Origin of the sequence: Streptomyces sp. NPDC057939 (assembly GCF_042887545.1) — a bacterium.
GTDB lineage: Bacteria > Actinomycetota > Actinomycetes > Streptomycetales > Streptomycetaceae > Streptomyces.
In genome coordinates this window covers 39,277-58,214 of the sequence record NZ_JBHVPG010000044.1, presented here as the reverse complement: position 1 = coordinate 58,214, position 18,938 = coordinate 39,277, and the positions used below count along the sequence as shown (strand labels likewise).

At 71.5% G+C, this 18,938-nt stretch carries 14 protein-coding genes; 3 read left to right on the top strand and 11 right to left on the bottom strand.

Annotated elements, in window-relative coordinates; all coding sequences use genetic code 11:
• Window positions 1–74 precede the first annotated feature (74 nt).
• The 4 genes from asnB to ACFVS6_RS33215 form a co-directional block, all read right to left on the bottom strand.
• Window positions 75–1,919: an asparagine synthase (glutamine-hydrolyzing) gene (asnB, locus tag ACFVS6_RS33230; protein ID WP_389709810.1), complete on the bottom strand. Its 1,845-nt coding sequence runs from the start codon at window positions 1,917–1,919 to the stop codon at window positions 75–77.
• 292 nt (window positions 1,920–2,211) lie between these two features.
• Window positions 2,212–3,768, bottom strand: a complete 1,557-nt coding sequence (locus tag ACFVS6_RS33225; RefSeq protein ID WP_389709808.1) for a PH domain-containing protein — start codon at window positions 3,766–3,768, stop codon at window positions 2,212–2,214.
• Window positions 3,765–4,265 carry a PH domain-containing protein gene (locus ACFVS6_RS33220; protein ID WP_389709807.1) on the bottom strand — a complete coding sequence of 167 codons (501 nt, stop codon included), beginning with the start codon at window positions 4,263–4,265 and terminating at the stop codon, window positions 3,765–3,767. The genes ACFVS6_RS33225 and ACFVS6_RS33220 overlap by 4 nt, the downstream gene beginning before the upstream one ends.
• Before the next feature lie 4 nt (window positions 4,266–4,269).
• Complete coding sequence (locus tag ACFVS6_RS33215; RefSeq protein WP_389709805.1) at window positions 4,270–4,818, bottom strand: hypothetical protein; 549 nt, start codon at window positions 4,816–4,818, stop codon at window positions 4,270–4,272.
• 172 nt (window positions 4,819–4,990) lie between these two features.
• Here ACFVS6_RS33215 and ACFVS6_RS33210 point away from each other — a divergent pair, with 172 nt between their 5' ends.
• Together ACFVS6_RS33210 and ACFVS6_RS33205 are read left to right on the top strand one after the other, a co-directional pair.
• Window positions 4,991–6,277, top strand: coding sequence for a histidine kinase (locus tag ACFVS6_RS33210; RefSeq protein ID WP_389709824.1), 1,287 nt, complete (start codon window positions 4,991–4,993; stop codon window positions 6,275–6,277).
• Complete coding sequence (locus ACFVS6_RS33205) at window positions 6,270–6,902, top strand: response regulator (protein ID WP_389709803.1); 633 nt, start codon at window positions 6,270–6,272, stop codon at window positions 6,900–6,902. The genes ACFVS6_RS33210 and ACFVS6_RS33205 overlap by 8 nt, the downstream gene beginning before the upstream one ends.
• A 148-nt stretch (window positions 6,903–7,050) precedes the next feature.
• Here ACFVS6_RS33205 and ACFVS6_RS33200 read toward each other — a convergent pair whose 3' ends face one another.
• From ACFVS6_RS33200 to ACFVS6_RS33180, 5 genes are all read right to left on the bottom strand, one after another.
• Window positions 7,051–9,903 (bottom strand): AAA family ATPase, encoded by a 2,853-nt coding sequence (locus ACFVS6_RS33200; RefSeq protein WP_389709801.1) that lies wholly within the window; start codon window positions 9,901–9,903, stop codon window positions 7,051–7,053.
• A gap of 217 nt (window positions 9,904–10,120) precedes the next feature.
• Entirely contained in the window at window positions 10,121–10,888 is a 768-nt protein-coding gene (locus tag ACFVS6_RS33195) for a thioesterase II family protein (protein ID WP_389709798.1), read from the bottom strand.
• Window positions 10,889–11,106: 218 nt separating this feature from the next.
• Window positions 11,107–11,445, bottom strand: a complete 339-nt coding sequence (locus ACFVS6_RS33190; protein WP_389709822.1) for a hypothetical protein — start codon at window positions 11,443–11,445, stop codon at window positions 11,107–11,109.
• A 5-nt stretch (window positions 11,446–11,450) separates the two neighbouring features.
• Window positions 11,451–12,083, bottom strand: coding sequence for an RNA polymerase sigma factor (locus ACFVS6_RS33185; RefSeq protein WP_389709796.1), 633 nt, complete (start codon window positions 12,081–12,083; stop codon window positions 11,451–11,453).
• A 214-nt stretch (window positions 12,084–12,297) separates the two neighbouring features.
• Window positions 12,298–14,217, bottom strand: a complete 1,920-nt coding sequence (locus tag ACFVS6_RS33180; RefSeq protein WP_389709794.1) for an FHA domain-containing protein — start codon at window positions 14,215–14,217, stop codon at window positions 12,298–12,300.
• Window positions 14,218–14,543: 326 nt separating this feature from the next.
• On the opposite strand from ACFVS6_RS33180, the gene ACFVS6_RS33175 reads away from it, so the two are divergent.
• On the top strand, window positions 14,544–15,995 hold the full coding sequence (locus ACFVS6_RS33175) for a protein kinase (protein WP_389709820.1): 1,452 nt from the start codon (window positions 14,544–14,546) through the stop codon (window positions 15,993–15,995).
• A gap of 51 nt (window positions 15,996–16,046) precedes the next feature.
• Here ACFVS6_RS33175 and ACFVS6_RS33170 read toward each other — a convergent pair whose 3' ends face one another.
• Both ACFVS6_RS33170 and ACFVS6_RS33165 read right to left on the bottom strand, forming a co-directional pair.
• Window positions 16,047–17,540, bottom strand: coding sequence for an IMP dehydrogenase (locus ACFVS6_RS33170; RefSeq protein WP_389709792.1), 1,494 nt, complete (start codon window positions 17,538–17,540; stop codon window positions 16,047–16,049).
• Between the two features lie 372 nt (window positions 17,541–17,912).
• Entirely contained in the window at window positions 17,913–18,926 is a 1,014-nt protein-coding gene (locus ACFVS6_RS33165) for a TIGR03842 family LLM class F420-dependent oxidoreductase (protein WP_389709790.1), read from the bottom strand.
• Window positions 18,927–18,938: the final 12 nt, after the last annotated feature.

Here is an 18,938-nt window from a genome sequence, read left to right as displayed (position 1 = left end):
GGTTTTCCGTGTCCGGTGGAGACGGGTGCGGGCCGGCAGGGGTGTTCCCCTGCCGGCCCGTGGCGTCGGTGGTGCTACATGCGGATCTCGGGTCGGTGGACGTCCAGCCAGATCGCGGTGTCCAGGGCGCGTTCCAGTCCGTTGCGGGCGGCCGGGGTGAGGCTCTCGGGGGTTGCCAGGACCGTTTCGCCGAGCCAGTCCCGGCTGACGATCTGGAAGACGGGGCCGTCGTCGCCGAGGAGTTCCTTGGCGTTCTGTTGGAGCGCCTCGGCGTAGCGCCAGTCCTGGATGACGGGGTAGGGGCTCTTGGTGCGTTCGATCACGGATCGCGGGAGCAGGTTCTTGGTGGCGCCGCGCAGGAGGCTCTTCTCCCTGCCGTCGTAGGTCTTCATCGACCAGGGCGTGTTGTAGACGTATTCGACGAGGCGGTGGTCGCAGAAGGGCACGCGGACTTCGAGTCCGACGGACATGCTCATGCGGTCCTTGCGGTCGAGCATCATCCGCAGGAAGCGGGTGAGGTGCAGGTACGACATGACGCGCATGCGCTGTTCGTGCGGGGTCTCGGAGTCGACGCGGTCGATCTCGGCGAGGGCGGTGGCGTAGTTGTCGGCGACGGTTTCCAGCGGGTTGAGCGCGATCAGGGTGTCGAGGTTGTACATCTCGACGGGCTGGGTGTTGGGGGTGGCGCCGATCATGCCGGCGGTGATCCAGGGGAAGGTGTCGCTTTCCTGGACGGTGGGGTTGTGCAGCCATCCGTAGCCGCCGAAGACCTCGTCGGCGGCCTCGCCGGACAGGGCGACGGTGGATCGTTCGCGGATGGCTTTGAACAGGAGGTAGAGGGAGACGTCCATGTCTCCGAGGCCCGCCGGGCTGTCGCGGGCGATGACGACCTGGCGGCGTACTTCGGGGTCGGCGACGGAGGCCGGGCTGAGCACGATGTCGGTGTGTTCGGTGCCGGCGTGGCGGGCCATCGCCGTGGCGAAGTCGGCGTCGTGGCTGCCGTGGACGCCGGTCGGGACGAAGTCGTCGGACTCGCCGCTGAAGTCCACGGCGAAGGTGTGCAGGGGCAGTCCCTGGGCCGCGCGGCGTTCGGCGGCGATGCCGGTGACGGCGCTGGAGTCGAGGCCGCCGGAGAGCAGGACGCAGGTGGGGACGTCGGCGACGAGTTGGCGGCCGACGCTGTCGTCGAGGAGTTCGCGGACGTGGTCGACGGTGGTGTCGAGGTCGTCGGTGTGCTCGCGGCTTTCCAGCCGCCAGTAGGTGCGGCTGCGGATGCCGGTCCGGTCGACGGTGACGACGGTGCCGGGCACCACTTCCTGTACGCCGTCCCAGATGGTTTCGCCGGGCGGTCGGTTGAAGGCGACGAACTCGCGCAGGCCGCGGGCGCTGACGACGGGCTTGGCCAGGGGGTTGGCGAAGATCGCCTTGGGTTCGGAGGCGAAGAGCACCCCGTCGGTGGTGGGGTGGTAGAAGAGCGGCTTGACGCCCATCCGGTCGCGGATCATGACCAGTTTGCGGGTGCGGGCGTCCCAGATGGCGAAGGCGTACATGCCGTTGAGCTTGGGGGCCATGGCCTCGCCCCACTCCAGGTAGGCGTTGAGCACGACCTCGGTGTCACTGGCGGTGCGGAAGTGGTGGCCGCGTCCGCGCAGTTCCTGGCGCAGTTCGACGAAGTTGTACACCTCGCCGCTGTAGGTGAGGACGACACGGCCGTCGGGGGTGGCGGTGTGCATGGGCTGTACGCCGCCGGCCAGGTCGATCACGGCGAGCCGTCGGTGGCCGAGTGCGGCGGGGCCTTCGATCCACCTGCCTCCGGCGTCGGGCCCGCGCCCGGTCAGGGTCCGGACCATGTGGTCCAGGGTCGTGGACTCCTGGGCCAGATCCCGGTCGTAGGCGATCCAGCCGGCTATGCCGCACATGTGGTGCTCCTCAGTCTCGCGGCGCTTCCTCTCGACGCCCGACGGACGCGCCTGTCGGCCTCGACGCTAGGTCCGGACCACGGCGGCCCACATCCCCTACGAGCCCCTAACGCAAAGAGCAAGGCAAGCCAAGGTAAAGGAAGTTCAAGGTCAGGAGGGCTGAGGTAAAGCGAGAATAAAGAGAACCCCGGTGCTGCTACAAGAAGGTATCGCAACGCAAAAGGGGAGGGGTGGTCACCGGGACCACCCCTCCCCCGCGCGCCCGACTCCCGCCGGGCCGACGCTCGTCGGGCTACCGCCCACCGGCCCCCTCGGGGCCCCGTTCGATGAACGGGGCCAACAGGCCGGGCACGGCGTCCTCCGCGAAGGCGAGGCCGTCCGAGACGGCCACGTCGCGCACCTTGTACACGCCGCTGCCCGCTGCCGTGGCCGCCCCCAGGGTGAGCAGGCCGGCCCGGCGCTGGAAGGCGGAGCGGGTGATGGACCAGCCGATGATCCCGTCGCGCTGGAGGGCCGCGGTGCGGCGGGTGAAGGTTCCGGAGCGGGTGACCAGGTGGGGGCCGTGGAGGGCGTGGCCGAGGTTGCGGTAGGCGTCGAAGGCGAAGGCCAGGCCGACGGCGAACACGGCCAGGGCGGTGATCCAGCCGGTGTGCACGAGCACGGGGGTGAGCCACAGGCCGAGGCCCACGAAGGGGGCGGCGATCAGGACGGACCAGATCAGGGCGCGGTTGATCCTGCGCCGCAGGGCGGCCCGGGGGTGCGGCGCGAGTTCCGCAGCGGTGGTCGGGGAGACGCTCTCGCCGAGGACGTCCGCGGCGATGCTCCGGGCCAGCGCGAGCGGCACGGGCGGGGTGAGGCGGCTGCGGCTGCTGTTCTCGTCCTCGTCGCCGAGGCCGCTCGCGACGGCCTTGAGGCGGGCTCCTCCGGCCCAGCGCAGCAGCAGCGGCTCGGCCACCTCCACACCGCGCAGGCGCTGCTCCTCGATGCTGACGGAGCGGGTGATGAGCAGGCCGCGACGGACGCGGAGCATGCCCGTCTCGGGGCGGTCCAGGTGGTAGCCGCCCCAGCCCTCTATGAAGGTGGCCGTCGATCCGGCGACGCCGATCAGGACGATGACGGCGAAGGCCACGAGGAGGCCGTACCAGAGCGGTACGGAGCCGAAGCGCTCCTCGATGTCCTTGACGATGCCGAGTTCCAGCGGGTCGATCTTCATCTCGTGGAGCGTGCGGTACACGGTGCCGACGGCGATGAAGACACCGCCGACGCCCCACAGGGTCAGCGGCGCGTACCGCAGCCACGCCCAGTCGAGTGCGGCGAGGGTGGCGTCGGTGTCGGGGTCGGCGGTTTCCAGGCCCTGGCGGGCGTGGCGGAGTTCGCTCAGGCGGCGGCGCAGTTCCTCGGCGTCGCGGGTGCTGAGGCCGTCCAGGGACAGGCCGCCGCCGGAGGTGGCCTGGTCGCCGGTGGCGATCTTCAGGGAGGTGAGGCCGAAGATCCGGTGGAGGGGGTTGGCGGTCAGGTCGACGCTGCGGATGCGGTCGACGGGGATCGAGCGTTCGCTGCGGAAGAACCGTCCCTTGTGGAGCTCCACCCGGTCCTCGGTGACGCGGTAGCGGGTGGTGAGCAGGCGCATCAGGCTGATGCCGGAGATGACGAGGCAGGTGATGAGGAACGACGCGAAGGTGATCAGGACCTGGAGGGTGACCTCGCCGGTGATGACGGTGGTGGCGGCGAAGGTGGCCAGCGGTGTGGCGACGACGCTGAGGTTGACGAGGAACAGTCGGGGGTTGAGCCTCCCCCAACCGTCGTTCTCGGCGTGCTCCTGCCGGCGCACTGCGGTGTCCTGTGTCACGTGGCGTCTCCCGGTACGGCCTGGGTGGACGTGGTCAGCTGCTCCACGAGTTCGGCGGCGGTCCGGTGGTCGATCCCCTTGATCTTCACGGCGCCCGCGGACGAGGCGCTGGTGACGGTGATGCCGGAGAGTCCGAACATCTGCTGGAGCGGGCCGCGGAGCATGTCGACGGTCTGGACGCGGGAGAGCGGGACGACCCGCCACCTCTGCCAGAGCCAGCCCGAGGCGGCGTAGACGGCTTCCTCGGTCATCTCCCAACGGTGCACGCGGTAGCGCCACATCGGCATGACGCCCATGTACAGGAGGCCGGGGACGAGCGCGACGAGGAAGAGCGGGCCGAACACGAACCGTGCGGGCGCGATGGTGAGCCACAGCACGCCGAAGACGATCGGGAGCGGCAGGGCGAAGAGGGACGACTGGAGGGTCCACCAGCCGATGGCACGGGTCTCGACCCGGTTGCGCGGAGGCCGGAGCCTCAGTTCTTCGTTGTGCAGCACTGCGTCACCCTTGTTCCTGGAACGATGTCGATCGGTCGGTGTCCGTTGCCGTGGCGGCCCGTACGGTCCGCAGCCGCGACAGCAGGACCGCCGTCCGGGCCGCGACCGCGGACAGCGACATCAGCGCGAGCGCGCTCACGAGCACTTCGCTGCCGCTGAGTTGGTAGTCGGTGGTCAAGCGGGCCGTCCGCGGCCCGAACCAGTGCTCGCAGCCGTACGCGAAGAGGAGCTGGACGCCTGTGAGGAGGATCCAGACCGCAGCGTAGCCCGCGCCGCCGGTGCTGCGGATGTCTCCCGCGAGGGCCCGGTGGGCCGGGAGCAGGGAGCCGGCCGCGAGTCCGCAGATGGCTCCCACCCCGATGCCGGCGAGGTGCAGCGACGTGTCGTTGCCCGCCGTCGGGAAGGAGTGTACGCAGGCACCGATGACGAGCACGGCCACCAGTGCGGGGCCGGCGATCCTCACCCGGGTGACGCGCCGGTTGCCGCAGTCGGTCGCGAGGATGGCGGCCAGGATCGCTCCGCAGGTGAGGAGCGCCGTCGTGAACTGGCCCACGTGTACAACCTCGTCCTTCCCGATGTCCGCGACGACCCGTCGTCGCGGATCCCTTCCGCTGTCTCCAACGTAGGGCGGGGCGCGCACGCCCGGTGCCGACTGATCGGTGGGACCGGCTGTCAACCGATCGACGGACACCGTCGGGCGTCGTGGTAGGACTGGTTCCGTGCACATGTACACGCAGGAGGACGTACCGCGGGACGTCCTGGGACGCGGGCCGGACTCGGGGGTCCGCTGGTTCGGGCTGTGGGACGGCTATTTCGCCGTTTCCTACCTCGTCACGGTCGTTCTGCTGTTCACCTCGGACGAGGACCAGGCCCACCGGGCCTTCGCCATCGGCGCGCTGACGCTGATCGTGCCCTGGTACGCGGGCCTCGGCCGGAGACCGATGATCCGGCGGACGCACGGTCGGCGCAACTTCGTGTTCGCGGCCGGCCTGTTCCTGCTGTTCGCGTTCGCCGGCACCCTCGACCTGGGCGGGTCCTTCGCGCTGTTCGCGGTGGTCCCCATGCTCATGATGAGCCTGCCGATGCCGCCCGCGATCGTGTTGGTCGTCCTGGCCAACCTGTGGCCGGTGACGGTGGTGTGGTTGCGGGGCGGGGCGTTCGATCCGCACATCCTCTCGGTGCTGCCCATCTCGTTGCTCGGCACCGCCCTGTCGGTGCTGCTCGGGGTGTGGATCACCCGCGTGGTGCAGCAGAGCTCGGAACGCGCGGCGTTGATCGACGAGTTGCGGCGCAGCCGTGAGCGGGAGGCCCACCTGTCCCACCAGGCCGGCATCTCCGCCGAGCGGGAGCGCCTCGCCCGGGAGATCCACGACACCCTGGCGCAGAGCCTGACCAGCATCATCAGTCTGGTGCAGGCGGCCGAGTCCGAGATCGCGGTCAATCCCGAGCGGGCGCGGTCCCGGCTCGGGCTGGCCGGGCGGGTGGCCCGGGACAGCCTGGACGAGGCCCGCGGTTTCGTCTCCAAGCTGACGCCGCCGGCCCTGCGGGAGAGTTCGCTGATGCAGGCCGTGCGCCGGCAGGGGGACCTGCTGATGGAGGAGACGGGCCTGACCGTGCGGTGCACGACCCGGGGCGAGGAGCAGCCGCTGCCGATGGCCGTCAGCGTGGTGCTGCTGCGCTCGGCGCAGGAGGCGTTCGCCAACGTGCGCAAGCACGCCGGGGAGGCCCGTAGGGTGGACGTCACGGTGACGTACGCGCCGGAGGCGGTACGGCTCGTGGTCCGCGACGACGGCGTGGGCTTCGACGCGCGGGCCTGGCGCGACGCCCCGCCCGCGGCCGGCCCCGAGAACGGCGGGAACGGCGCGCGGGGCGGTTTCGGGTTGCGCGGGATGCGGGCCCGGGTGAGGGAGATCGGCGGCATGGTGGAGGTCGACAGCGGCCCCGGAGCGGGCACGACCATCGAGATGACGGTGCCGCTGGGCCCGCTGGGAGAGGAGCCGGGCGATGAGTGAGCGCGAGCCGATCGGGGTGTTGCTCGCCGACGACCATCCCGTGGTCCGGGAGGGCCTGTCCGCGATGCTGGAGCTCGACGAGGGCATCCGGGTCGTGGGCCAGGCCGGTTCGGGTGAGGAGGCGGTGCTCCAGGCCGGCCGGTTGCGGCCGGACATCGTCCTGCTGGACCTGCGGATGGGCGCGATGGACGGGGTGGCGGCGACGGGGCACATCCTGCGGGAGTCGCCGCGGACCAAGGTGGTCATCGTGACCACGTACGAGGACGACGCCGACATCCTGCGCGCGGTGGAGGCGGGCGCGGCGGGATACCTGCTCAAGGGCAGTTCCCGGGACGAGCTGGTGCAGGCGGTGAAGGCGGCGGCGCGCGGCGAGACGGTGCTGACGCCGTCGTTGGCGCCGAAGCTGTTCCGGGCGCGGGTGGTGGAGCCGCCGGTGCTGTCGGAGCGGGAGCGCGAGGTGCTGCAACTGGTCAGGCAGGGCCGGACCAACGCGGACATCGGGCGCCGGCTGTTCATCAGTGAGGCGACGGTCAAGACGCACCTGCTGAGGTCGTTCAAGAAGTTGTCGGTGTCGGACCGCACGGCGGCGGTGATGGCCGCCCTGGAGCGGGGTCTGCTGTCCTGACGGACGGGCCTTCGCCCGGGGAGGCCGACCGCGCCGGGGGCGCCGACGGCTTCCTGCGGGGGTCGGGTGCCCGGGGTCGCACGGCCCCGGGCGCCCGACCCCTCCCGGGTCGGGTCCCCCGCACGGGGCCCGACCCGGGGCCCGGCCCTCAGGCGATGCCGGGCAGGCTCAGGTCCCACAGCCGGGCGGGTAGGTCCCGACGCCGTTTGACCTGCAGCTTGCGGTAGATCCGGGTCAGGTGCTGCTCGACCGTGGAGACGGTCACGTACAGCTTGGTGGCGATCTCCCGGTTGGTGTGTCCGCGCGCCGCGAGGAGCGCCACCCGGGCCTCCGCCTCGGACAGCACCTCGGCCTCGCTCGGCGGTTCCGCCTCGCGTCCGGCGGCGGGCGCGGGCTCGCCGTCGCCCTGCCCCGGTGTGAACTCCTGGCACAGCGGTTGCGCGCCGCAGGACTTGGCCACGTGCCAGGCCTTGCGTACGAGCATCCGGGCCCGGTTGAAGTCCCCGGCCGCCCGATAGGCACTACCCAACTCACCCAGGGTTCGCGCGAGTTGAAGTCGATCCTCGCCCTGTTCCAGGACTTCCACGGCCTCGGTGAGCCGCTTGAGGCGGTAGCCGAGGTCGCCGCTGGTGCGGGCGAGCGCGAACAGCAGGGGTCCTCGCGGCCGACTGCCGGTCGGGCCCGTCTCGCGCTGCCGCTGCTGCTCGACGTACTCCCGGGCCCGCGGCACGTTGCCGATGGCCAGCCACGCCTCGGCGGCGTCCAGCCGCCACGGCACCGGTTCCGCGGCCTCCATGCCCCAGGCCTGCATCAGCTCGCCGCAGGTGAGGAAGTCGCGCAGGGCGGCGTGGTAGCGGCCGGTGGCGAGGTGGCAGCGGCCTCGGGCGCGCAGGTAGTGCAGCCCCGTCCGGGTTTCCAGCATCGTCTCGGGCACCGGCTGCTCCAGCAGGGCCATCGCCTCTTCGAGGTTGCCCATCCGGGTCTCGGCCTCGATGAGGACACCCAGCGGCAGGGCGATGCCCACGCCCCAACACGGTACGGATATCAGGGACATGGCCTGACGGGCCTGGGCGGCGGCGCCCGGCAGGTCGCCCTGGCGCAGCGCGATCTCGGCCCTGACCGCGCCGAGGGCGGCCTGCCAGGTCGGCGCGTTGCTGGTGGCGCACTCGCCGAGCAGCCGGTCGATCCAGGTCAGCGCGAGGTCGAGGCGGCCCGCGTAGACGAGGGCAAGTACGGCGAGGACGAGGGAGGTGAGGGTGCGGTCGCTGAGGTGGTAGCGCTGCAGGACCCGGGTGGCCTCGGCGACGGCCGCCTCGCCCTGGCCGCCGCGCAGCGCGGTCCGCATCGCCTCGGCGGCCGGGACGTGGGCGTCGTCGGGCATGTCGTGGGACGCGGCCCGGCCGGTCGCGGGCGCGGCCGTGTCGGCGGCCGCGGAGGGCGCGAAGACGTCCCGCACGGGCGGGCTGATCAGGGACAGCCAGTTCTGCGCGGCGGCGAGGGTGCCGGGTTCGTAGGCGAAGGGCAGGCCGGCGTCCCGGGCCCGGTCGGCGGCGGTCCGCAGGCCCTGTATCGCCTCGGCGGCCTGGCGGGCCTCGCCCATCCAGGCCAGGCAGGACACGGCGTGCAGCAGGTCCCGGTCGGTGAGGCGGCCGGCGCAGAACTCCCGGGACAGCTGTCGCAGGTGGCCCTCGGCGGCGGCCGGGCTGCTGCGCCAGACGATGCTGACGAGGCGGGACTTCAGGGCGGTGCGACGGGAGCCCTCCGGGCACGAGTCGACGGCCAGTTCCCCGCAGCGCAGGGCGAGCTGGGGGTCGTCCTCGACGAGGGCGTACTCGGCGGCCTCCTGGAGGACGGGGATCGCCCATCCCTCCACCGGCTTGCGGGCGGCGAGGAGGTGCCGGGCGACGTCGAGGGCGGGCGCCCCCTCCTGGTGCAACAGTCGCGCGGCGCGCTGGTGGAGAGCGGACAGCGCCCCGGGCGGCGTCGCGGTGAGCACGGCGTGGCGGGTGGCGGCCTCGCGGAACGCCCCGTCGCGCAGGATCCCGCACCGGCCGAGGTCCTGGAGCGCCAGTTCGGCGGTCTTGACGTGGACGTCGGTGATGCGGCTGAGCAGGGCGGGCGGGCAGGCGTCGCCGAGCACGGCGACACCGCGGGCGACGGCCGGCATCTCGGGGTCGCCTCGGTGGAGGCAGTCGAGCACCGCGCGCTCGAACGTCTCGGCGGGGACGAACGGCTGGAACGGCTCGCTGTCGCCGAGGGTGGCCAGGCCGTCCTCCAGCAGGGCCTTGACCAGCAGCGGGTTTCCGCCGGTGGCCTCCTGGCAGTCGGCGGACAGTCGCTGGGCGGCGGCGGTGGAGAAGTGCCCGGCCAGGAGGCGGCCGGTTCCGTCCGCACTGAGCAGCGGAAGTCGGATGCTGGTGCAGTTGGGCTGGCGCTTCAGTTCGGCGTGGAAGTCGAGCTGGGCGGGCAGCAAACGGACCGCCTCGGTCAGCACGATGAGGACGCCGGCCTGCCGGACCCTGCGTGCGAGGCAGAGCAGGAACGCGCGGGAGAGTTCGTCGCCGTGGTGGACGTCGTCGACGGCGATGACGACGGTCCGGCCGCGGGCGATCCGCAGGAGCGAGGCGCAGACGTGGGGCAGGACTCGCATGCCTGCTTCGACGGCGCCCGCCGCGTCCCGGGCGCCCTCCGCCTCGGCACTCACGCCGTCGAGGAGTGCGGTGGTCTCGGCGTGGACGGCCGGGTCCAGTGGTGCGGCGCTGTCGAGGATCCGGCGCAGGATCCCGAAGGGGAGGTAGCGCTCGGCTCGGGAGCCGGCCGCTTCCAGGACCAACGCCCCCTCGGACAGGGCTTGCTCGGTGAAACACTCCAGCAGGGTCGTCTTCCCGCCGGCGATGGGCCCACTGATGACGGCGACGCGCCCGCGACCCCGGCGGGCGCTGCCGAGCAGGTCGTTCAGCGTCTCCCACTCGTGTTCGCGCTCGACCAGCCTTGCCGTCACGGCCTCGTTCCCTTCCCCCGGAGCACCTGAGATTGCCCTGCACTGCACTGCGTCGTGCCTCCTCGCACCCCCGCCGGGCGGGCGGGGTGGTTCCGGACACCGCGGGCCGGATCGGCTCGCCCTCCGTGCGGGGAGGGCGGCCGGTCCGGCCTCGGGTGCCGTTCGTCCGTACGCCGCCGGGTGGGCCGCCGGTCCTGCGGCCCGCCCGGCGTGCGGCTCAGCCCTTCCGGATGGGGGCCGCTGCGAGCTCGTCGGAAATAATCTTCAGGACCCGCGCCTGGTGGTTGGCGAGAAAGAAATGGCCACCGGGAAAACGGTGGATGTCGAATTCTCCGCCGGTGTGGCCTTCCCAGGCGTCCGCCTCCTCCGCGCTGGTGCGCGGGTCGGACTCGCCGGTCAGCACGGTGATGGGGGCCTTCACCGTTTCCCCGGGTTCGGCGCGGTAGTTCTCGATCGCCGTGTAGTCGCTCCGAATGGCAGGAAGCACCATCCGCAGGATCTCCTCGTCGCCGAGAATGGCCGAGTTGGTTCCACTGAGCTCGCGCATTTCGGCCACGATGCCGTCGTCATCGCGGAGGTGAACGGATTCATGGCGGAAACTCGACGGTGAGCGGCGCCCGGAGGCGAAGATGCGTACGGGGCTCACGCCGTGGTCGCGTTCCAGCCGGCGCGTCACCTCGAACGCCAGGACGGCGCCCATGCTGTGGCCGAAGAACGCCACCGGACGGTCGACCCAGGGCAGGAGCGCCCTGGTCAGGGCGTCGGCATAGACGCCGATGTCGGTGATCCCCGGCTCGTGCCGGCGGTCCTGACGTCCGGGGTACTGCACGCTCAGGACGTCCACCCCCGGGGCCAGGGCCTGGGACATGGGGAAGTAGAAGGAGGCGGATCCACCGGCGTGCGGGAGGCAAACCAGTCGGATCGGGCTTTCGTCCGCGGCGTGATAGCGGCGGATCCAGCCGTCGGCATTCTGCTTGTCGATCAAGGGATGAAAACTCCGTGTTCCAGTCCGGAAGCAGCACATGAACTCGATGAGTCGAGTCCCTTTGCGACTTCCGCACACGCGTTCCGTTGCTCTATGTCTAGCAGAGAGCCAATCTCGCCAGTACCCCTAGGTTTGAAACGGCCCCGACCCCTATAGCGGCTGAAAATCGTCTGCCACGCTCCCCCGGAGGCCGAAACCGTTCGGAATTCAACTGTTGATCACGGAATGACCTTCCCGGCCGTCGGCCGCGCCACCGTGAGGGTGCACGTGCCGGATTCGTCCCCGCATTGTCGTTCCAACCGACCGCGGGAAATGGTCTGGGCCAATCCGACCATCCAGCAGGTGGGGCACCCTCGGAAGGCGATCAGGGCCAGCGGCGCCGCGATCAGGGAGACCGGGCCGGCGACGGGCACCAGCGCGATCGACCCACCGATCAAACCGAAGCCGATGGCGCCGCGCACCAGGTGGCGCGGGACGGACCTGCTGGCGAAATCCGGCCCCTCGGGCCGGGGCCGGGCCGTGGCCGGAACCCTCACGGACCGCTCGGGCCGCTTCACGATGTTCACGTTCGTGTCTCCTCTCCGTCGTGCGGGTCGCTCGCCCGACCCGCCCTGCCGTCGCCGGCGGCGGTCCGTCCGGTTGCCCGGTCGGTCGCCGCCAGTGACTGCCGCACCGCCGCGCGCGCCCTGTGCAGCCGCGACTTCATCGCGGCGTCGCTCAGACCGAGCGAGCGGGCGACGGCCCTGCCGGGCAGGCCCTGGACGTCCCGCATGATCAGGACCTGCCGCTGGTCACGGGGAAGGGCGGCGACCGCCGCCGCGATCCGCGCCACCTCCAGTCCGTGCAGCACCTCCTCCTCCGCGGACGGTTCGACGCACGTCTCCGGGTCGGTCGACGACACCTCCTCCTTGCGCGAGACGAGGACCCGCACCTGCCGGAGGCACTCGTTGCGCACGATCCGGAACATCCACGACGCGAGCGCGCCCGTCGCCCGCAGGGTGCCGATCTTCCGGTACAGGATGATCAGCGCCTCCTGGGCCGCGTCCTCGGCGTCCTGCGGCGAGGCACAGAGCGAGAAGGCGAACTTGCGCACGTGGGGCTGCGATTCCATGACGACGGTGCCGAGCGAGGTGACGTCACCGTCCTGGGCGGCCTTGATCAGCCGCTCGTCCGGCCAGCGAAAACGGTGGTTCATGTACTCAGGCCCGACTTCCGTAGCGCCGCAGCAGGTGGCGGACGCACGCGCCGACGAGCAGGACTGCGACCACCACGATGGCAGTGACCATCATTGACGTTCCTCCCGATGATGTGGGCCGACCCGTTCGGCCGGCACACACATGAGAGACGGGGAGGCCCGAAAAGGATTCACCCCCGGCCGATGTCGTCCGCCGGCGGGTCGGGCGAGACTCTCACACGGCCTGGCCTCCGACCGGGGACGGGCTCCGGGGGTCGGCCGGGCGGGGCACGAAGACCGGGGACTCGGACTGGTAGAAGAGGTCGATGTCGGCCTCCTCGCCACCGACGATCAGCGTGTCCCAGGCGCCGCTCTCGCGCAGCGTGCGGAGGGTCGCGGGGGCGACCCCGGCGAGGTGCGCGCGGAGTTCCGCGTCCGTCGGCAGGCCCGGCATCCGCGGGGCCAACCGTTCTCGGATCTCGGCCATCGCGTCCAGCAACGCCTCCAGGTCACCCCCCTCGGCCTCGGCCGCCGCGCCGACCGCGGGCTCGGCGGCGCGCGCGATGATGTCCCGGATGGCGCGGGTGACGCCCTGCTCGTCCGTGGTCACCATGGCGTTCCACGCCCGGCTCTTGTGCCGGTACTGGAGCATGGACATCGCCGCCTCGTGGCGGATGAAGTCCGCGTCCCGCAGCGGCTTGCCCCGCCAGGCGCGGCTCAGCGAGCGGGCCAGCGAAGTGGCCGACGCCAGGCCGCTGTTGAGACCACGGCCCGGCCAGAAGTGGATCGCGTTGGCGGCGTCGCCCAGCAGGAAGCCGTAGGTCCCGGGGCTGGTCGCGGTCGGCCGGTGCAACTGCGCCGTGAAGCGCGGGCGTTGCACCATGTCCAGCCGGAAGGAGGTGATCGCCGACAGATCGTCCTCGGCCACTCCGAACAGGCGCAGGCCCTGCCGGATCTCCTTCCACAACGGGGAGCCGCGCAGCAGGGCGGGCAGGAAGAGGGTGCCGTGGGTGGGGCAACGGAACTCGCTGTCCTCCTCCTGCCGGCTCATCAGACAGGGCCGGGCGGCTATGCACTCCTCGAAGACGTGGCGCACCGGGTCGATGCCGATGACGTTCCTCGCCTCCTCCCGGGTGAGCCTCATGTTCAGGAAACCCTCCCCCCGGAGCGAGTTGAGGAGGAAGCGGTTCTGCGACACCGTGAGCAGCACGCTCATCGGGTCCGGCAGCTGCGACTTGACGCGCAGTCCCAGGACGACCTCCTGGAGGTGCTCGCCGTCGAGGGAGTAGATCGAGGAGTCGGCCGCGCCGAACCGGTCGGCGTAGTGCTCACGGGTGCGGGATCGACCGCCCTCGCAGACCACCAGGACGTGCTCCTGCGCGAGCCTGTTCTGCTGCTCCGCCACGTCGAAGCGCTTCGGGACGAGCCGGATGGCCGGTTTGCGGTTCGCCAGGTCCAGCAGCCGGTCCTCGATGTGGGCGATCCGGATGTTGCGCGGCGGGCGGCCGTCGATCGAATCCGGGCCGACGGGCCACATCTCGGAGTACTGGCCCTCGTCGTCGAACAGTGCGGAGAGCACCTCGTCGGGCAGGGCGAGGTACTGCCGGCTCTGGACGGTCACCACCTGCTGGCGACGGAAGTTGCCCTGGGTCTCGTCCTTCCAGACGACCTCGGACCCCTTCCTGGTCCAGCGCCCGTCGTAGAGGGTGATGGCCGTGCGTCCGGGCAGCATCCCGTCGAGCGCCAGGGCGAAGGCGAGGCCCACCGGGCCGCCGCCCGTGATGGTGACCCGTAGCGTGCCGGGGTCTGCCGTGCTCGCCCGGGGGACGTCCAGGAGGGAGAGGTCCATGACCGTCTCCAGGGCGTCCTGCGCCTCGTAGAGAAACGTTTCGTCACCGATCCGGATGCAGTCGCTCGGGCGCAGGACGTGCCGCTGGATCCGCTGGTCGTTGACGAACGTGCCGTTGCGGCTGTCCCGGTCGTAGAGGACGAACCCGGCGTCCTCCGCGAGGACCTCGGCGTGCAGCCGGGAGGCACTGGGGCTGACGATCACGACGCCGTTGTCGCTCTTGCGCCCGAAGCTGAGGGGCTCGCCGCCCAGAACCACGCTCTGCCCGGTGAAGGGACCCGTGCGCCCAACGATGACCGATGGCACTCCGCACTCCTTGAAGAAGACGCCTGTTGACCTCGTACGACAGCAACACGCCCCCACGAAGGTGTTCGGTTCAACCAATCCTTGAAAACTTTCGCGCACCGTTGAACCGGGGGACCCGGTCCGTACGTGATGTCTCGCGTCGGCCGGCGATCAAAGGGAGAACTGCCCCCATGCACAACGAGGAATCCGATACCGCGACCGTGGCCGAGACCGCGCTCGTGTCCGCCACCACGGCCATCACCACGGGCACGAACACAGCCACCACGGCCATCACGGCCACCACATCGGGCACCGAGGGCACAGCGGCCACGGCGGCCACGGCGGGTATGCCTGCCGCGCCGGCCGGGGACCGGGTCATCGCGGGCCGCTACCGACTGCTTTCCCGACTCGGCGAGGGCGGCATGGGCACCGTGTGGCGCGCCCGCGACGAGACCCTGCACCGGGAGGTCGCCGTCAAGGAGGTCCGGGCCCCGGCCGGTCTGTCGGCCGATGCCATCGCGCGGATGTACAGCCGGTTGGAGCGGGAGGCGTGGGCGGCCGCCCGAATACCCGACCGCAACGTGGTGACGGTCCACGACGTGGTCATGGAGGACGACCGGCCCTGGATCGTGATGGAACTGATCCGCGGACGGTCGCTGGCCGATCTGCTGCGCGCCGAGGGACCGCTCACACCGCGGCACGCCGCGCACATCGGCGCGGAGGTGCTGAGCGCGCTGCGCGCCGCGCACGCCGTCGGGGTGGAGCACCGGGACGTGAAGCCGGCGAACGTGCTGCTCGCCGAGGACGGCCGGGTGGTGCTCAGCGACTTCGGCATCGCGGTGGTCGAGGGCAGCACCGCGCTGACGATGACCGGTGAGGTGGTCGGGTCCCCCGAGTACCTGCCGCCGGAGCGGGCCCTCGGCCGCCCCTCGGGCCCCGAGTCGGACCTGTGGTCCCTCGGAGTGATGCTGTACGCCGCCGTCGAGGGGGTCTCCCCGTTCCGGCAGGACACCGCGCTGAGCACCCTGCGGGCCGTCGTGGACGAGGAACCGCCCGCGCCCGTCCGCGCCGGCCCGCTCGCCCCGGTCATCGCCGGGCTGCTCCGCAAGGAGCCCGGCGAGCGGACGCCCGCCGCCCGGGTCACCGAGGCACTGCGGGACCTCGCGCACGAGCCGGACGCGACGACGGCCGCGGCCCGCGTCCTGCCGACGCCCGCTCCCGCGACGGAATCCGCCACGGCGCCGACGCCCACCCCCACGCCCGAGCCCGAGCCCGCACCGGCGCCCGCGGCGACCGCGCCGGCCCTGGCGGCCACGGCCGAGGCCCCGACCGCGACCCCCGCGGCCCCGCCCCGCAAGCGCCGTACCGCGGTCCTCGTCGCGGCCGGCGCGACCGCGTGCGTGCTGATCGCCGGCGGGGTGGCCATCGCGCTGAACGGCGACGACGGAGACGCGGCCGCCGGTTCGGGCGTGCGGATGTCGGTGGCCGGCGCGAACACCACCTACACCGGCGACTGCCCCTCCCCGGAGGGCCGGGCCCCGGCCTTCACCGCTACGTTCACCGCCTCCGAGCCGACCCTGATCTCCTACCGCTGGGTGTCCGGCGACGGCTCGGTGGTGGACCCGCACTGGCGCACCATGTCGATCGGGTCGAAGGACAACCCGACGGGCCACGACACCGTGCGCCTGACGACGTGGGCGAAGGCGGGCAACCTGACCACCGGTATGGCCGTCGAACTCCAGAGCCCCACCCGCACCACCTCCAATCCGGTGCCCTTCTCCATCACCTGCACGGGCTGATCGGCGCGCCCCGCGATGACCCGGCCGGGCGCCGGCCCGGCCGGGTGGGCCTCACTCCCCGGCGTCGATGGCGGGCCGGCGCACCTCGATCTCCGCACCGGTCTGCTTGAACGATTCCGCCGACACGGCGACCAGCACCGCGTCCCGGTGGAAGTCCCGGACGTTCGTCGACCCGCAGCTGATCATCGTGGAGATCAGCTTGGTCCGGGTCCGTTCCACGTTGTCGTACAGGCTGCCGGCGTACGGCACGTACCCGTCGACGCCCTCCTCGAAGACCATCCGGCCGCCCTGGCCGTAGCGGGCCGCGTTCTGTGCGCGCCGCGATCCCTCACCCCAGTACTCCTTGTACCACTGGCCGCCGATCTGCAGCTTCCGCGACGCACTCTCGTCGAGCCGGGCGAAGTAGCGGCCGAGCATGATGAAGTCCGCGCCCATGGCCAGGGCCATCGCCATGTGCGAGTCGTTGAGCAGGCCGCCGTCGCAGCACAGCGGCACGTACACGCCGGTCTCCCGGGCGTAGGCGTCACGGGCCTCGACCACGTCGATCAACGCGGAAGCCTGGCCTCGGCCGATGCCCTTCTGTGCCCGTGTGGTGCAGATGGCGCCGCCGCCGATCCCCACCTTCACGAACGCCGCTCCCGCGTCGGCCAGGTAGCGGAAGGCTCGCCCGTCGACGACGTTCCCCGCGCCGACGAACACCTCGTCGCCGTACTGCTCGCGGGCGAACTCCAGGGTTCTGCGCTGGAACTCGGAGTATCCGTCCGATGAGTCCAGGCACAGCACGTCCGCGCCGGCCTCCACGAGGGCGGGAATGCGGTCCTTGTAGTCGCGGGAGTTGATGCCGGCGCCCACGCGCAGCCGCTTCTCGGCGTCCACGGACGCGCGGTGGTACGTCTTGTGGGCCTGATAGTCGCTCTTGAGGACCAGGGAGACGACCCGGTCGTCCTCGACCACCGGCAGCACGTCCACATGGTGTTGCCAGATCAGCTCGTTGGCCTCGGAGAGGGAGACCGAGGCCGTCGCGGTGACCAGACCGGCGCGCTCCCGCATCCGGTTGCCGACGGTCTCGTCGGCGCCGTGGCGCTCCAGGTGGAAGTCGTCGAGGCCGATGATCCCGAGGAACTCGCCGTCCGGCTCGCCGGACTTCGTGACGACCGCCACGCCCTGCTCGGTCTCGGCCAGTTGTCGGGCCACCTCGCCGAGGGGCGTGTCAGGCGCCGCGGTGACCTCTCCGGTCCGGAAGCCGGCCTTGTGCCGCTTCACCGCCCGCACGTCCGCGGCCTGTTCGTCGACCGGCTGGTTCTGGTGGATGAAGGACAGACCGCCGACCTGCGCCAGCGCGACCGCGAGCTTCGGTGAGGACACCGCCTGCATGATGGCGCTCACCATGGGTGTGGCGATCCGTACGCCCGGTTCCTCGCCCACCCGGTGACGTACCAACGCCGCCCCGAGGTCGACGTTGTCCGGTGTGCAGTCCGCTGTGGTCAGGCCCGGAATGAGGAGGTACTCGCTCAGCGTGCGGGAGGTCTCGGGGAGGATTTTCACGTGGTCTCCGGAAAGGAGCCTGCGGACCGGCACGGATGCGTCGGCGAGGCTCGTGCGGGCGGTGCGGCCGTTACCGGCCGATGGCCCGCTGCGGGAGGCCCGGCTCTCCGTACGCCCGGGGAGCGGACACGACCGCGGGGCCGTGCTCGCGTGGGGCCGAAATCGATGGCGCGGGCACCACGAACCCGACCGGCACGGTGCTGCACAGGCGCTGACTTCGATGACGCCATGCGCGATGCTACCGCACCGAACCCGTGCCCCCACCAGGGCGAAAACGAGTTGCCGGAGGTCACATCTCCCCCTACCGTCAGGGGATTTGACGTTGGTTTCGACGACAGGCCCCGGCTTCACGCGGGGGCCGGAGCCGGGGCGTCAGGCGAACAGCGGGATGATGTCGGAGCCGTACGCGTCGATGGTCGCCTCCCGCGCGTCGTGCATGGCGTAGACGGCGAACTGGTCGACGCCCAGGTCGCGCAGGGCGCGGAGCTTGTCGACGTGTGCTTCGGCCGGGCCGAGCAGGCAGAACCGGTCGACGATCTCGTCGGGGACGAAGTCGGCGGACGGGTTCCCGGCGCGGCCGTGGTGGCTGTAGTCGTATCCCTGACGGGACTTGACGTACTCGGTGAGCTCCTCGGGGACCATCGAGGAGTGCTCGCCGTAGCGGGAGACCAGGTCGGCGACGTGGTTGCCGACCATGCCGCCGAACCAGCGGCACTGGTCGCGGGCGTGGGCGAGCGCCGCCGGCGAGTCGTCGGCGGTCACGTACGCGGGCGCCGCCACGCACATGGTGATCGCGTCCGGGTCCCGACCGGCGGCGACGGCGGCCTCACGGACCGACTTCACCATCCACTCGGTGAGGTAGGGGTCGGCCAGTTGGAGGATGAACCCGTCCGCCTTCTGCCCGGCCAGCGCGAGTGCCTTCGGCCCGTACGCGGCCATCCAGACGGGCAGCCTCCCCTCCCGGATCCAGGGGATCCGGAGCGGCTTTCCGTCCACCTGCGCCTCGCGGCCCTCGGCGAGGTCGCGGATGACGTCGATGGCCTCGCCGAGCCGGGCCAGGGTGTTCGGCGCCCGGCCGGCGACGCGCATCGCGGAGTCGCCGCGACCGATGCCGCAGACCGTGCGGTTGCCGTACATGTCGTTGAGGGTGGCGAAGGTGGAGGCGGTCACCTCCCAGGTACGGGTACCCGGGTTGGTGACCATGGGCCCCACGTGGAGCCTCTGCGTGTTGGCGAGGATCTGGCTGTAGATGACGAACGGTTCCTGCCACAGCACGGCCGAGTCGAAGGTCCAGCCGTAGCGGAACCCGTTGCGTTCGGCGCGCTTCATCAGGCTGACGACCTGGGAGGCGGGCGGGTCGGTTTGCAGGACGAGGCCGAAGTCCATGGCGGGACTCTC